Origin of the sequence: Altererythrobacter ishigakiensis, from assembly GCF_001663155.1 — a bacterium.
GTDB lineage: Bacteria > Pseudomonadota > Alphaproteobacteria > Sphingomonadales > Sphingomonadaceae > Erythrobacter > Erythrobacter ishigakiensis.
The window spans coordinates 2397108-2410548 of the sequence record NZ_CP015963.1 but is presented as its reverse complement, the minus strand read 5'-3'; the positions used below and the strand labels follow the sequence as shown (position 1 = coordinate 2410548).

Here is a 13441-nt window from a genome sequence, read left to right as displayed (position 1 = left end):
AATCCCCTTGAACATCGCGCGGATGCGTCCGACATAGGCAAGCAATCAAATTCACAAGGACAAACTATGATCGATCTGTTCGGCTCTGACGCTTATGCCACCCAAGGCCAGTTTACTCGCGATCCGGTAACCGGGGCATTGGTTCCCGTTGTTGTCGAGCAAACCAGCCGCGGCGAACGCAGCTTCGATATTTTCAGCCGCCTGCTGCGCGAGCGAATCGTGTTTGTAACCGGTCAGGTCGAAGATGGCATGGCATCGTTGATCGTGGCGCAATTGCTGTTCCTTGAAAGCGAAAATCCGTCCAAACCGATCAGCATGTACATCAATTCGCCGGGCGGCGTTGTGACCGCGGGCATGGCGATCCATGACACCATGCAATATATCAAGCCGGCGGTATCGACGGTCTGCATCGGCCAGGCGTGTTCGATGGGTTCATTCCTGATGGCGGCGGGCGAGCCAGGCATGCGCATTGCGTTGCCGCAGGCGCGTATCATGGTGCACCAACCCTCCGGCGGCGCACGCGGTATGGCTTCAGACATCGAAATTCAGGCAAAAGAAATCCTGCGCCTGAAAGAGAACATGCACCAGCTTTACTCAAAGTATACCGGACAGAAAGTTGAAACGATCGCTGATGCAATGGATCGCGATACGTGGCTGAGCGCGGAGGAAGCCAAGGACTTTGGTCTGGTGGACAAAGTCTTCGAAACCCGCCCAGAGAGTGACGCAACGGGCGAAGAAGAGGGCTCTGGCGGGGCGCCAGAGTAAGGAATTCAGCGTATTTTCGACCCTTTGCGGGACATTAAGACCACATCAACCGCGAATATGCGTGGATTCGATAGGACAGCGTCCAAAATCGCGGCGCTATAGGTTGATTCATGATTATGCGGCTATAGAGTCGCCGAATCCCTGAATTTTCGGGATTGGGAAGCCTTAGGAATGACCAAATTGAGCGGAACTGACAGCAAAAGCACTCTCTATTGCAGCTTCTGTGGGAAGTCGCAGCACGAAGTGCGTAAACTGATTGCCGGCCCAACCGTGTTCATCTGCGATGAATGCGTGGAGCTGTGCAATGACATAATCCGCGAAGAAACCAAGGCTGGCCTGACCGGGCGCAAGGAGGGCGAGGTTCCCGCGCCGTCAGAGATTTTTGCGACCCTGAATGACTATGTCATCGGACAGGATCGTGCGAAGCGCGTGCTCTCGGTCGCAGTGCACAATCACTACAAGCGCTTGAAACACAGCGGTAAGGCTGGCGATGTAGAGCTGGCGAAGTCGAACATCCTGTTGGTCGGTCCGACCGGTTCAGGCAAGACGCTGCTTGCACAAACGCTGGCACGCACTTTCGACGTCCCGTTTACAATGGCGGATGCGACCACGCTGACAGAGGCTGGTTACGTCGGTGAAGACGTTGAGAACATCATCCTCAAGCTGCTGCAGAGCTCTGACTATAATGTCGAGAAGGCGCAGCACGGCATCGTCTATATCGACGAGATCGACAAGATCACGCGCAAGGCGGAGAATCCATCGATCACTCGTGATGTGTCAGGCGAAGGCGTGCAGCAGGCGCTGCTGAAGCTGATGGAAGGCACCACAGCCTCCGTCCCGCCGCAGGGTGGCCGAAAGCACCCGCAGCAGGAATTCCTGCAAGTCGACACCACCAATATCCTGTTCATTTGCGGCGGCGCGTTCGCTGGTCTGGACAAGATTATCGCTGACCGCCTGCAGAAACGCTCGATCGGATTTGGTGCGCATGTTGCCGATCCGGACAAGCGCAAAGTGGGCGAACTGCTTGAAAAGAGCGAGCCGGAAGATCTGCTCAAGTTTGGTCTGATCCCCGAATTCGTTGGTCGCTTGCCAGTGATTGCGACGTTGCACGATCTGGATGTGGATGCCCTCGTGACGATCCTTCAAGAGCCGAAGAACGCGCTGGTCAAGCAGTACAAGAAGCTGTTCGAGCTTGAAGATGTCGAGCTCACCTTCACGGATGAGGCGCTTAAGGAAATCGCTGAAAAGGCGATCTTGCGTAAAACCGGCGCGCGCGGCTTGCGCTCAATTGTCGAAGGCATTCTTCTCGACACCATGTTCGACCTGCCGGACATGGAAGACGTGACTGAAATCGTGATCGACGCTGACGTGGTTCATGGCCGCAAGGATCCGATCCAAGTCGTGAGCAGCGATGCCAAAAAGGGCAAAAAGGACGAAGCGGCCTGATCATGGGCGGGTGGTTGCCACTCGCGATTACGGCTGGAACTGTTATACTTCTGATCCTGTCTGGAGCCTGGGCAAACAGGCGCTTTGCCGATTTTGAACAGCTTCCCGGACACTATGACTTTGCCGGCCGGGGCAGCCGAATGACTCCGCGCAGAACTATGGTCTGGTTATTACCGATGATGTTTTCGGTGATGATAGGCGTCTATGGTGCGATGGCGGTCTTCGTGCCTGGAGCTGCAGGAGGTCTGAACGAGCTTCCTTGGTGGCTGGTTTTTTCTGCTGGCTGCCTTCTGGGTGCGCAAGCGTTGGTGCTTTGGCTGACCGACCGCTGGGCGAAGCGACAGCGCGATCAGTCGTGAGAACCATCGGCATTATCGGCGGGATGAGCTGGGAGAGCTCGGCCCAGTACTACGCCATCATCAACCGCGAGGTTCGCAAGCGGCTGGGCGCTCCGCATAGTGCGAAAATCCTGATGCATTCGCTCGATTTCGGCGAGGTCGAGAAGTTGCAGCATGCAGGCGAGTGGGGCGCGCTCGGCGATCGGCTAGCCGAGAGCGCGCTTGCGCTAAAGGCAGGCGGCGCAGATCTCATCATCATCGCGACCAACACGATGCACAAACTCGCGGGCGAAGTGGAAGAGGCCTGCAATCTGCCGCTGCTGCATATCGCAGATCCTACAGCCGAAGCGATCAAAGCGCAGGGTTTCACGCAGGTTGGCTTGCTTGGCACTGCCTTCACCATGGAGCAGGACTTCTACCGCGGACGACTGCAGGAAAAGCACGGGCTCGAGGTCCTGATCCCCGAGGATACCGACCGCGCTGAGGCCCACCGGATCATCTACCAAGAACTGGTAAACGGCGAAGTGCGCGAAGAATCGCGCGAGATTTACCGGGGTGTGATCGCGCGCCTTGTTGAAAACGGTGCCGGAGCGATCATCCTCGGCTGCACTGAGATCATGCTTTTGGTGTCGCCGGAAGACAGCGCAGTTCCGCTGTTCGACACAACCTTGCTCCATGCGAATGCTGCAGCGAACGCGGCGCTGAGATAAAAACCCCGCCCTGCAGGAGGGTAGCCGAGCGGGGTTCTTTTATGCGCTGCGCAATATAGGGGACCAGGGGAGCAGCGCTGAGGTGTAGGCTGGATCAACCAGGCAGAAACACGCCATCGGTTACGTGGATCACGCCGTTTGAGACGTTCACGTCCGCCTGCGTCACCGCTGTCGCGCGGCCCGCTGCGTCAGTGATGACAATCTTTTCACCTGACAGTCGCGCGGTCAGCTTCTCACCCGCAACAGTATCGATAGTGGCGCTGCCACCGTGACGCTTGATCAGTGAAATAAGGTCGCTGCTTGAGACATTCCCGGCAACCGCGTGGTAGGTGAGAATGTTGGTCAGCGTACCTTTGTTCTTCGGCTTCACCAGAGTTTCGACCGTGCCAGCCGGCAGTTTCGCGAATGCGGTGTCGGTTGGTGCGAAAATCGTTAATGGGCCAGGGCTGGACAGGGTGTCGACCAGACCAGCTGCCTGTACCGCTGCAACCAATGTATTGTGAACGCCGGTGCCCTGAGCAGCGGCTACGATATTTGGCTGCGTCTGACTGGCTGTCTTGTGATGATGTGCAGATAGAGGCGCCATGGCGGCGAGGCCTGTGGTGGCTGCAATTGCAGCGAAAGCGGCTGCTTTAAGTGATTTTGAATTACGCATAAGTACTCTCCTTTGAGTGCTAAGCCCCGTCCTGCTTGCATGGAGAGTTACGAGAGCTAGTCCCCGGCGGATGCATCCGAGGCACAATTTTTCTAGATCAGGCGGAAATTGCCTTCAGCTACGACGGGGCCGGCGTCCTGATCGGCGGGTTTTCCGCCCAGCGGTTCGCGGGTCAGCAGCAGCTGCGTACCGTCAGCCATATTGCGCGTGACCTCTTCGGGCAGCGGGACGCGGCGTTCTTCGCCTGGCACAATCACGCCCAGCGATTGAAGTGGGCTGCCATCCCCGGGCACCAGCCAAAGCTCGTGATCGTGCACGCCATCTGCGGTCAGGCCACTGGCGGAGACCAACATTTCTTCGCTCGAGGGCAGATAGGTTACGCCAAGGCGCAAAGGTGTTTCGCCGATCGGGATCGACGCCATCAGCGGCGCCTCGCTGGGCGGCGCGACAGGATCAGGTCCGCTACCGGGCAGCGCGAGGAACGCCAGCGCAATCGCGGCGGCGGCACTAGAAAGCCCGGTCGCCCATTTCCAGCGCGTTAGCTGCCCGTTCAGATCGACCACGTTTCCGCCTTGCAGTGAAGAGTGGCGTGCGTCGATCTCTTTATCAATCCGTTGCCACAGATCGGGGGAAGGCGATGCCCCTGCGATTTCGTCGAGCAGCGGTGCAAACTCGCGTTCCCACTTGGCGACTGCCTGCGCGAGGCTCGGTTCTCGTGTCACGCGTCCGCGCACAGCGAGCAACTCCTCTCCTTCAAGAATACCTAGCGCGTACTCGGCAGCGAGCAACTCGTCGCCGGTCAATTCGTCAAGGCGTGGATCAGCACTCATTCGCCAGCCTCCAGACACGTCTTCAGCTTGGCAAGGCCGCGCCGTATCCAGCTTTTCATTGTACCTAATGGGACATCCTGCGTTTCTGCCAGTTCAGCATAGGTCTTGCCGCCGAAGAACGCCTCGCGGATGTTGTCGCGCTGGTTCGCTTCAAGCGTTTCAAGGCACGTATGCACCCGCGCATTGCGTTCCGCATCAATCATCAGACTGTCAGCCAATGGGGCAGCGTCTGCGATTGGTGCCGCCTCGTCAATATCAACTGCTCCTGCGCGGACTTTGCCCGTGCGCAGGCGATCCACCGCACGGTTGCGCGCGAAGGTTGCGAGCCAGCTGATCGGGCTGGCACGTTCAGGGTCAAAACGGTCTGCCCGCTGCCAAAGGTTTACATAGACGTCCTGCAAAGCGTCCTCGGCTTCCTTTCTGTCGCCTAAGATACGATAGCAGATTCCGAAAAGTTTCACCTGTGTAGCGCGGTAGATTTCCTCCAATGCGCTGCGGTCGCCACTCGCCAACCTTATCATGGCAGCTTTCAGCGCCGCGCGCGCTTCTGAAGATGCGTCATCCATCAGCAGCACGATCCACTATCTACACATTCGCGAGACTGCTCGATTTGTATGGTGACGTGGCCGATTCCAAACTCGCGAGACAGGCTGTCGCGCAGATTTGCGAGGAAAATGTCGCCCGGATGTCCTGCCGGCATCACAAGATGCGCTGTCAGAGCGGTCTCCGTAGTCGACATGGGCCAGATGTGCAAATCGTGCAGCATCTCCACTCCTTCATGGCCAGAAAGATGGTTGTGGACCGCCGCTTGGTCAATATTCTCCGGCACCGCGTGCAGCCCGAGCTTGATGCTGTCCTTCGCCAAGCCCCACGTGCCCCAGGCGATGACCGCTACAATGATCAGGCTGGTGGCTGGATCGATCCAGATCTGTCCGGAATAAAGGATCGCCAACCCTGCGATGACCACACCCAGCGAGACCAGCGCATCCGCTGCCATGTGCAGGAATGCGCCGCGGATGTTGAGGTCATTCTTTCTACCTCGCATGAACATCAGGGCTGTGAAGGTGTTGATTGCAATCCCGATCCCGGCAACCACGACCATTGTCATCCCTTCAACCGGTGCAGGTTCCAGAATGCGGTGGATCGTCTCGAACAAGATCGCGCCGATCGCAATCGCCAGCAGCATAGCGTTGGCCAGCGCGGCCAGGATCGTTGAGCTTTTGAAGCCATAGGTAAAGCGCGGGGAGGGCGGCCGCTTTGCCGCGATGCTGGCACCCCAGGCGAGCATCAATGCGAGTACATCGGACAAATTGTGTCCAGCGTCGGCAACCAGTGCCATCGATCCAGAGAGAAAGCCGTAAGTTGCTTCGACAACGACGAAGGCACTGTTCAGAATTATACCGATTGCGAACGCGCGCCCGAAATCGGCCGGCGCATTGCAATGGCCGCCAACGCCGTGGCTATGATCGTGTGCATGCGAATGTGAATGGCTATGCGCCCCGCCCATGGCCTTCAGTCATAGACGCAGGAATCGAGTCCGTCACGCCTTACCGCGCCCATACGTGCGGAAATTGTGTTCGCGTAACGCCTTGTGAAACCGGTCGGATTGATAACCGGGCGCTGTTTGGGGAGCGGCAGGGCTGCCGCCATCCGTGCCGCTTCGTTTTGGGATAGCCGCGCCGCTGAGTGCCCGAAATAGCGCTTTGCGCCCGCTTCTGCGCCATAAGTAGCAATGCCGGTTTCCGCCACATTGAGGTAAACTTCCATGATGCGACGCTTGCCCCAGATGTTCTCAATCAAGAAGGCGAACCATGCCTCGACGCCCTTGCGGAAGTAGCCCCCGCCCTGCCAAAGGAAGACATTCTTGGCGGTCTGTTGGGTGATGGTTGAGCCGCCTCGAATGCGGCCACCCTGCGCGTTCCGAGCTGCTGCCTTCGCGATGGCCTCTGTGTCAAAACCGCTGTGACTGCAAAACTTGCCATCTTCAGCAGCAATCACGGCCATGACTAGGCTGCGGTCAATATTGTCAAGCGATTCCCAGTCCTTGGAAAGACCGTGCTCCCAGACTTTGTCATCCATAACCATTGTTGCGGTGATCGGGACAGGGACCCATTTGTAGAAGAGCACCATTGCCAGACTAAGCAAGACAAAACCAAGGATAGCCTTCGCTGTCCAGCGCATCAGCGTGCGACCAGGCGCGTGGCGCAGATTGCCGAAGCCATCACGGATGCGGGGTAATATTGCGGGGCGCATTACGGGCAAATAGTCGTGTGGCGGTGCTTGCGCAATCAGGAACGCGCTTGCGACTCATGCGCGAAGCTGCTTGGAAAGCGCACATACAGAGACTGGGAGAGAATCGATGAATTTTATGCGCAAAGCAGCATTGTCGCTGACACTGGGGACGGCGCTACTGGCCACACCCGCGATGGCAGATAGTAGTGAAGTCGCAGCTGCTGTTGAGGCAGACTATGACGCTTATCTCGACGAACTGTTTGTGCATTTTCACCAGAACCCAGAGCTGTCGTTTCTCGAGACGAAAACTGCTGCTCGTATGGCCAATGAATTGCGCGGTGCAGGGCTTGAAGTGACTGAGAATGTTGGTGGCACGGGTGTCGTTGGCATCTTGCGGAATGGAGATGGTCCGCTGATTCTGCTGCGCGCGGATATGGACGGTCTTCCGGTCGAGGAAAAATCGGGGCTCGACTATGCTTCGACGGCCAAGCAAGTCGGACAAGATGGCGAAGAATACTTTGTCATGCATGCCTGCGGGCACGATGTGCACATCACCTCTATGGTTGGTACTGCGCGCTTGCTCGCGTCGATGAAAGACCAGTGGTCGGGCACGCTCATGTTCGTGGTTCAGCCGGCTGAAGAGCGCGTAGGCGGCGCGAAAGCGATGATGGAAGACGGCCTTTACGAGCGATTCGGTAAGCCGGATTATGCGATCGCCTTCCACGTGGCCTCTGTGTTGCCAACGGGAACCGTGTCAGCATCGGAAGGTATTCAGTATTCGAGTGCGGATTCTGTCGACATCATGGTTCCAGGGATCGGCGCGCACGGCGCCAGTCCGCATGCAGGACGCGATCCTGTCTATATCGGCTCCCAAATCGTAACGGCGCTGCAGTCGATCATCAGCCGTGAAGTTATGCCGCTGTCGCCCGGAGTTATCACCGTTGGTTCTTTTCATTCGGGCACAAAGCACAACATCATCTCCGACCGGGCAGATTTACAGCTGACAGTTCGTGCGAACGATGAGCGTGTTCGTGAGCAACTGCTCGCAACGATCGAACGGGTTGCGGTAGGAATCGGCAAGGCACACGGGCTTCCCGACGATATGCCGGTCGAGGTGACCGTTAGCGAAGGGACTCCAGTGACCTATAACGATCCTGAACTGGCGAAACGCCTCAACGGCGTAATGCGCGAAACCTTTGGAGAAGAGGCAACCCCACCGTTCCGTCAACAAGGGATGGGTGCAGAAGATTTTGCATACTTCGTAGCCGAAGATACCGGTGTTCCAGGATACTACTTCGCGGTGGGCGGCACTCCGCAGGCGGCGTTTGACGCTGCTGCCAATGGAGGCCCACCAGTTCCATCGCACCATTCGCCTTTGTTCAAAATCGCTCCGCGTGAAAGTGTAACAACCGGTACGCGTGCGATGATTGCCGCAGTGCTCGACTTGGCACCGAGCGAATAACTCAGCCGATCACTTGAGTAACGTAGCTGGTGCAGCATGATTATTGTTGTCGAAGGCATCAGCGCGGCTGGCAAAACGACCTATTCTCGCCGATTTGGCGAGCCTTTCTGTGTGTCGGAATTCGAAGCAGAAGGTGCGATCCCCGGGATGCAAGATGCGCCGAGAGTCCACGCTGAGTATTGGCTGCAGCACAATATAAGGCGTTTCCGCGCGGCATTGGCAATCGAAGCAGAGCGTGGCTTTGCGATCTGCGATACGGAGCCGTTCAAGTCGCACTTTGACTGGTGCATGGCGCGGGCCGGTTTCAAGTCGATGGAAGTCTTCCATGAGGCGATGCCATTAGCGCGGGCTGCGATCGCGGCAGGCGAAATCGGCTTCGCAGATCGCTATCTGGTAAAGCACATCGAACCTGACGTTGCCTGTGCGCAGAAGGAAGGCGACAAGACCCGCAGTCGCCGGCGGTGGGATATGCATCTGGCTTTGCAGCCGCATCTGATCGCTTGGTTTGAAGCGTTGGCTGGCGTCATTCCGGACCGAGTCCAGTTTCAATGGCCAGAACCGGAAGATGTGCTGCGCGACATCCAAAGCAGAACGCCGGAGGAGAACCCCCGGCGCTTCGATGTTTCGATACTCGATGATCTCTTGGACCGTCTGCCGAACTAGCTGAGCTCATCCGGCCAGATAATAGCATTCATCATGGCCTTCACATTCGGGTAGGACTCCGCTGTACCAGACCAGCTTGCGCGAAATTTCACCAGCCAGCGGCCTCCGGGCGCGCAGTAGAGATAGACTTGCGAAATCAGCTCTGAGGAATCCTGTTCCATCGAATTGGAGGGCAGACCATAGACTGCGGATAGAGCGGAATCGGTTGTCTTCGAATCTGGGGAATCCGCGAACCCCAAATCCAGCAAGCGAGAACCGGAATAGCGGCTGGTGATTGTATTCCGTTCCCCTGCAAATCGCTGGAGACAATTCTGGCGAGGGTTGCTTGGAAAAACATAGATTGTGAGTCGCAGGCGACCATCCCCGTTTTCCATCCGGTAATTGAGTCCGACGTCGCGACCCTCTTCGTCAAAAAAAGTTGCGACGTTTATCCGTTCAGCGTCCACGAGCCGGACAGGAAAGGTCGTGTTGCTTGCTTCGTGTGTCCAGCTGTCTGAGCCAAGAGCAATACGCTCGGCTGCATGGGCAGGCGATGTCGTCAATAAACCCAGAGCAGCAATTGCCCACAAACCGGTTTGTGAAATTCTACCCATTCGATATCTGCCCTCTTCCTCATCTTGTCTATCCATACATCCGGCAGAAATGATCAAGCGGTGAAACCTCCGGCTTGGCAGAGCGCCCACAATCGGACTCGATTTCGATGGTCTGGATCAGTGGCTAGGCTGCCCCTGGCAGCAATCTCTCGCTTGCGTTTTCTAGCCGAAGATTGGACGCGAAGGCGATCAATCGGTTATTACCTCTTTCAGGGTCGCGGCTAGGGAGAGATTTAATGCCGCAATTCGTAATTGAACGAGATATGCCGGGAGCAGGCTCGCTTTCAGCTGACGAGCTGCAGGGCGCATCGCAGCAATCCTGCAGTGTGTTGAGGGATATGGGCCCGCAGATCCAGTGGGTTCACTCTTATGTAACTGATGACAAGATTTACTGCATCTATCGTGCGGAAAATGCCGACATGATCAGACAGCATGCAGAAACTGCCGGCTTTCCGGCGAATTCAGTTTCGGAAGTGCGAACCATCATCGATCCGACTACCGCAGAATAGAAAAGGGGCGGCACAAGGCCGCCCCGTTCTCCTTTAAGTAACAAGCGCGTTGTTAAGCGCCAGCTGGCAGCAGCCTTTCGCTGGCAATGCGCTGCATTGCTTTTTGCAGCTTCTCGAAAGCGCGCACTTCGATCTGGCGGATACGCTCACGGCTGACATCATAGACTTGGCTGAGCTCTTCGAGTGTCTGAGGGTTTTCCGTCAGGCGGCGCTCGGTCAGAATGTGCTTTTCGCGATCATTCAGCGCATCCATCGCTTCAGCCAGCATTTCGTGGCGGACCTGAGCTTCTTCAGCGTCAGCAACCGTTTCGTCCTGCAGCGGACGATCATCGGTTAACCAGTCCTGCCATTCGCCAGAACCTTCTTCGCCATTGCGCATCTGGACGTTGAGCGAGCCATCGCCGCCCATCATCATCCGGCGGTTCATGTTGACGACTTCCTGCTCTGGAACGCCCAGGTCGGTGGCGATCTTGGTCACGTCATCAGGATGCAGGTCGCTATCTTCGTAGGCGTCGAGGTTCTTCTTCATCCGGCGCAGGTTGAAGAACAGCTTCTTCTGCGCAGCGGTGGTGCCCATCTTAACAAGGCTCCAGCTGCGCAGGATGTATTCCTGAATTGAGGCTTTGATCCACCACATCGCATAGGTCGCCAAGCGGAAGCCACGATCGGCCTCGAACTTCTTGACGCCTTGCATCAGGCCGACGTTGCCTTCTGAAATAAGGTCGCTGACCGGCAGACCGTAGCCGCGATAACCCATCGCGATCTTGGCAACCAGGCGCAGGTGCGAGGTAACCAGCTGCGCAGCAGCTTCGGGATCCTCATGCTCCTCATAGCGCTTGGCGAGCATGTATTCCTGCTCAGCGGTGAGGACGGGGTATTTCTTGATTTCTGAGAGGTAGCGGTTGAGGCTTTGCTCACCGCCGAGCGCCGGAACGCTCATAGCTTTGGTATTGGTCACTCTTTCCCTAACCTTTCTTGCGTCAACCCGTCGGTGTCTGGACCCCTAATGGGCATCCGTTTGTGCGGGTCACTTGGTTACATATACACGCAGCTGCGAATTTTTGCAGTGCATTTCATCGATTTCAACGTGTGGTTTGGTCGATTAGTTCCTGCATATCCTCCGGCAATTTCGATCCGAATTCGAGCCATTTCCCGGTTACCGGGTGCTCAAAGCCAAGCGATGCCGCGTGCAAGGCTTGCCTTTCAAAACCCAAATCCTTGAGAATCTTGCGCAATTCGGCCGGAGTTCGTCCATAAACTGGATCTCCTAATAGCGCATGACCGATTGACGCACAGTGAACGCGAACCTGGTGGGTTCGCCCGGTTTCAAGCCGACATTCGATCAACGAAGCGGATTTGAGCTTCTTCAATAGCTTATAATGGGTCACGGCGTGTTTGCCGCGTGAGGAATTCTTGTCGAGCACAGCCATTTTCTTGCGATTGGCATCTGAACGGCCGATTCGCGTGGAAATTGTGCCTTGTGAGGTGCGCAGGTGCCCGCCACACACCGCCAGATAGCGCCGCTCGATCGAGTGATCCTTGAACTGTTTGGCCAGCCCCTCGTGCGCCTTGTCAGATTTGGCGACGACCAGCAGGCCCGAAGTGTCCTTGTCGATCCGGTGGACGATGCCGGGTCGGGCAACGCCGCCTATGCCGGATAGCTGCCCCTGGCAGTGATGCAGCAGGGCGTTGACCAGCGTGCCGTCGGGATTTCCTGCCGCTGGATGCACCACCATTCCGGCGGGCTTGTCGACGACGATCAGATGCCCGTCCTCGAACACTACATCGAGCGGAATATCCTGCGGCTGCGCTTGGGCTTCGACAGCGGGCGGCACGTGGATCTCAAATCGCGCACCTTCAGGAACCTTGGCCTTGGCACTGATTTCAATTTGACCGGAAACCGCAACATGGCCGTCAGCGATCAGCGCTTGCAATCGAGCACGCGACAGATCGGTCGCTTTGGCGAGCGCCTTGTCCAGGCGATCTGCGCTTGGGACCAGACCGGTGATGACTTCGCCTTCGCTCATGCCTATGCCATGCGCGATGGACATCGAAGTGGCAAGGCAGGTTGTCGAAACCATACAACGCGAAGCGTCGCTCGCGTATCCGCATGAAGCATGCGGTATGCTGCTGGGCGAAGGCAGTCGAATTGCAACGGCTTTGCCAACAGTGAATTTCCATCCCAATCCTGAAGCGCATTTCGAAATCGATCCGCAAGCACTGATCGATGCGCATCGTGCTGCACGCCAAGGCGGACCGCAAGTAGTTGGCTACTATCACTCGCATCCGGTAGGCACTGCTGAACCCTCTCAAACCGATCAGGCCATGGCCTCAGGCGACGGCCGTGTTTGGGCGATTCTGGCTGATGGCGAGATCAGATTTTGGCAAGACAACCCTAGTGGCTTCGAGGCATTGTCGCACGAACTGGTCGTAGATTAGTGACGCGCAGGGCTAGCGTCCTTCATCTATAGATCGGTACATTTCCCCTAATGAGTATGGCGCGGGCTAGCGAGCGCAGTAATTTGTCATTAGGACGGTGTTTCAAGTGTTTCATGCTTTAGGAAAACCACTTCTCCAATGAGCTCAACCTCCGCAACAGAACTCGCCGCATTGATGTGTTCGCGCCTATGCCATGACATGCTGTCACCCGTCGGTGCGCTGTCAAACGGCTTGGAATTGCTTGCCGATGAGCAAGACCCCGAAATGCGCGCACGCTGCATCGAACTGCTCGAGCAAAGCGCACGCATCAGCACGGGCAAACTCAAGTTCTTTCGCTTGGCGTTTGGTGCAGCAGGCGGGTTTGGCGAGACTGTGCCGGTTGAAGAAGCGCAGGACGTTGTCGATGCCTTGGTTTCGGAAGCGAAGGGCGTCGAACTCAACTGGGCAATTGACGATGCCAATCTGCCAAAGCCTGCTGTGAAGGTGATGTTGAACCTTGCTCAGATCGCGCTCGATGCGCTTATCCGGGGCGGGACGATGGACGTGGGGGCAGAGCGGCAAGGTGGCAATGTAGAGATTGTTGTCCGGGCAACGGGTGACCGCATTGCGTTTGACGAGAATATTGGCCGCGCACTGCAGGGTGAACTCAACCCGGGGGAACTTTCAAGCCGGACGGCTGCTGCGCATATGATCGCGACCTTGGCGGAAGAGGCGGGAGGCGGCTTGCAGTACAAGAAAAGCGATACGAGCCTGGTGATGGGCGCTGTCATGCCTGAGCCTGAAGGAATGATCGGCTGAC

General features: G+C 57.0%; 17 protein-coding genes. 9 read left to right on the top strand and 8 right to left on the bottom strand.

What is annotated here, in order from left to right:
- Positions 1–66 precede the first annotated feature (66 nt).
- From A6F69_RS11600 to A6F69_RS11585, 4 genes are all read left to right on the top strand, one after another.
- Positions 67–765 carry an ATP-dependent Clp protease proteolytic subunit gene (locus A6F69_RS11600; protein ID WP_067603061.1) on the top strand — a complete coding sequence of 233 codons (699 nt, stop codon included), beginning with the start codon at positions 67–69 and terminating at the stop codon, positions 763–765.
- 171 nt (positions 766–936) lie between these two features.
- On the top strand, positions 937–2211 hold the full coding sequence (gene clpX / locus A6F69_RS11595; protein WP_067601476.1) for an ATP-dependent Clp protease ATP-binding subunit ClpX: 1275 nt from the start codon (positions 937–939) through the stop codon (positions 2209–2211).
- Positions 2212–2213: 2 nt separating this feature from the next.
- On the top strand, positions 2214–2570 hold the full coding sequence (locus A6F69_RS11590; protein WP_067601474.1) for a hypothetical protein: 357 nt from the start codon (positions 2214–2216) through the stop codon (positions 2568–2570).
- Entirely contained in the window at positions 2567–3259 is a 693-nt protein-coding gene (locus A6F69_RS11585) for an aspartate/glutamate racemase family protein (RefSeq protein ID WP_067603058.1), read from the top strand. The genes A6F69_RS11590 and A6F69_RS11585 overlap by 4 nt, the downstream gene beginning before the upstream one ends.
- Before the next feature lie 94 nt (positions 3260–3353).
- Here A6F69_RS11585 and A6F69_RS11580 read toward each other — a convergent pair whose 3' ends face one another.
- The 5 genes from A6F69_RS11580 to mtgA form a co-directional block, all read right to left on the bottom strand.
- Positions 3354–3914 carry a fasciclin domain-containing protein gene (locus A6F69_RS11580; RefSeq protein ID WP_067601470.1) on the bottom strand — a complete coding sequence of 187 codons (561 nt, stop codon included), beginning with the start codon at positions 3912–3914 and terminating at the stop codon, positions 3354–3356.
- Positions 3915–4006: 92 nt separating this feature from the next.
- Positions 4007–4744 carry an anti-sigma factor gene (locus A6F69_RS11575; protein WP_067601467.1) on the bottom strand — a complete coding sequence of 246 codons (738 nt, stop codon included), beginning with the start codon at positions 4742–4744 and terminating at the stop codon, positions 4007–4009.
- A complete protein-coding gene (locus A6F69_RS11570) occupies positions 4741–5310 on the bottom strand; it encodes a sigma-70 family RNA polymerase sigma factor (protein WP_067603055.1) in 570 nt (189 codons plus the stop codon). Before A6F69_RS11570 ends, A6F69_RS11575 begins: the two co-directional genes overlap by 4 nt.
- Positions 5310–6251, bottom strand: coding sequence for a cation diffusion facilitator family transporter (locus A6F69_RS11565; RefSeq protein ID WP_067601465.1), 942 nt, complete (start codon positions 6249–6251; stop codon positions 5310–5312). The genes A6F69_RS11570 and A6F69_RS11565 overlap by 1 nt, the downstream gene beginning before the upstream one ends.
- A 5-nt stretch (positions 6252–6256) precedes the next feature.
- Positions 6257–6925 (bottom strand): monofunctional biosynthetic peptidoglycan transglycosylase, encoded by a 669-nt coding sequence (mtgA, locus tag A6F69_RS11560; RefSeq protein WP_067603051.1) that lies wholly within the window; start codon positions 6923–6925, stop codon positions 6257–6259.
- 178 nt (positions 6926–7103) lie between these two features.
- Here mtgA and A6F69_RS11555 point away from each other — a divergent pair, with 178 nt between their 5' ends.
- Both A6F69_RS11555 and A6F69_RS11550 read left to right on the top strand, forming a co-directional pair.
- Complete coding sequence (locus A6F69_RS11555) at positions 7104–8438, top strand: M20 metallopeptidase family protein (RefSeq protein ID WP_342669860.1); 1335 nt, start codon at positions 7104–7106, stop codon at positions 8436–8438.
- A 36-nt stretch (positions 8439–8474) separates the two neighbouring features.
- Positions 8475–9101, top strand: coding sequence for a hypothetical protein (locus tag A6F69_RS11550; protein ID WP_067601463.1), 627 nt, complete (start codon positions 8475–8477; stop codon positions 9099–9101).
- Here the strand turns inward: A6F69_RS11550 and A6F69_RS11545 are convergent.
- Positions 9098–9694 carry a hypothetical protein gene (locus tag A6F69_RS11545; RefSeq protein ID WP_144573583.1) on the bottom strand — a complete coding sequence of 199 codons (597 nt, stop codon included), beginning with the start codon at positions 9692–9694 and terminating at the stop codon, positions 9098–9100. The genes A6F69_RS11550 and A6F69_RS11545 overlap by 4 nt on opposite strands.
- A gap of 236 nt (positions 9695–9930) precedes the next feature.
- On the opposite strand from A6F69_RS11545, the gene A6F69_RS11540 reads away from it, so the two are divergent.
- Positions 9931–10203: a DUF4242 domain-containing protein gene (locus tag A6F69_RS11540; protein ID WP_067601458.1), complete on the top strand. Its 273-nt coding sequence runs from the start codon at positions 9931–9933 to the stop codon at positions 10201–10203.
- 52 nt (positions 10204–10255) lie between these two features.
- Here A6F69_RS11540 and rpoH read toward each other — a convergent pair whose 3' ends face one another.
- Together rpoH and A6F69_RS11530 are read right to left on the bottom strand one after the other, a co-directional pair.
- On the bottom strand, positions 10256–11143 hold the full coding sequence (gene rpoH, locus A6F69_RS11535; protein ID WP_067601455.1) for an RNA polymerase sigma factor RpoH: 888 nt from the start codon (positions 11141–11143) through the stop codon (positions 10256–10258).
- 142 nt (positions 11144–11285) lie between these two features.
- Positions 11286–12230, bottom strand: a complete 945-nt coding sequence (locus tag A6F69_RS11530; protein WP_067603042.1) for an RluA family pseudouridine synthase — start codon at positions 12228–12230, stop codon at positions 11286–11288.
- On the opposite strand from A6F69_RS11530, the gene A6F69_RS11525 reads away from it, so the two are divergent.
- Positions 12229–12642, top strand: a complete 414-nt coding sequence (locus tag A6F69_RS11525; RefSeq protein ID WP_342669859.1) for a M67 family metallopeptidase — start codon at positions 12229–12231, stop codon at positions 12640–12642. The genes A6F69_RS11530 and A6F69_RS11525 overlap by 2 nt on opposite strands.
- 138 nt (positions 12643–12780) lie before the next feature.
- Positions 12781–13440: a histidine phosphotransferase family protein gene (locus A6F69_RS11520; RefSeq protein WP_067601452.1), complete on the top strand. Its 660-nt coding sequence runs from the start codon at positions 12781–12783 to the stop codon at positions 13438–13440.
- Position 13441: the final 1 nt, after the last annotated feature.

Bases quoted from the DNA above. Each gene is read 5' to 3' on its own strand.
- A6F69_RS11600 (WP_067603061.1), top strand. From the start codon at position 67: ATGATCGATCTGTTCGGCTCTGACGCTTATGCCACCCAAGGCCAGTTT.
- clpX (WP_067601476.1), top strand. From the start codon at position 937: ATGACCAAATTGAGCGGAACTGACAGCAAAAGCACTCTCTATTGCAGC.
- A6F69_RS11590 (WP_067601474.1), top strand. From the start codon at position 2,214: ATGGGCGGGTGGTTGCCACTCGCGATTACGGCTGGAACTGTTATACTT.
- A6F69_RS11580 (WP_067601470.1), bottom strand. From the start codon at position 3,914: ATGCGTAATTCAAAATCACTTAAAGCAGCCGCTTTCGCTGCAATTGCA.
- A6F69_RS11575 (WP_067601467.1), bottom strand. From the start codon at position 4,744: ATGAGTGCTGATCCACGCCTTGACGAATTGACCGGCGACGAGTTGCTC.
- A6F69_RS11570 (WP_067603055.1), bottom strand. From the start codon at position 5,310: ATGGATGACGCATCTTCAGAAGCGCGCGCGGCGCTGAAAGCTGCCATG.
- A6F69_RS11565 (WP_067601465.1), bottom strand. From the start codon at position 6,251: ATGGGCGGGGCGCATAGCCATTCACATTCGCATGCACACGATCATAGC.
- mtgA (WP_067603051.1), bottom strand. From the start codon at position 6,925: ATGCGCTGGACAGCGAAGGCTATCCTTGGTTTTGTCTTGCTTAGTCTG.
- A6F69_RS11555 (WP_342669860.1), top strand. From the start codon at position 7,104: ATGAATTTTATGCGCAAAGCAGCATTGTCGCTGACACTGGGGACGGCG.
- A6F69_RS11550 (WP_067601463.1), top strand. From the start codon at position 8,475: ATGATTATTGTTGTCGAAGGCATCAGCGCGGCTGGCAAAACGACCTAT.
- A6F69_RS11545 (WP_144573583.1), bottom strand. From the start codon at position 9,694: ATGGGTAGAATTTCACAAACCGGTTTGTGGGCAATTGCTGCTCTGGGT.
- A6F69_RS11540 (WP_067601458.1), top strand. From the start codon at position 9,931: ATGCCGCAATTCGTAATTGAACGAGATATGCCGGGAGCAGGCTCGCTT.
- rpoH (WP_067601455.1), bottom strand. From the start codon at position 11,143: ATGAGCGTTCCGGCGCTCGGCGGTGAGCAAAGCCTCAACCGCTACCTC.
- A6F69_RS11525 (WP_342669859.1), top strand. From the start codon at position 12,229: ATGCCTATGCCATGCGCGATGGACATCGAAGTGGCAAGGCAGGTTGTC.
- A6F69_RS11530 (WP_067603042.1), bottom strand. From the start codon at position 12,230: ATGAGCGAAGGCGAAGTCATCACCGGTCTGGTCCCAAGCGCAGATCGC.
- A6F69_RS11520 (WP_067601452.1), top strand. From the start codon at position 12,781: ATGAGCTCAACCTCCGCAACAGAACTCGCCGCATTGATGTGTTCGCGC.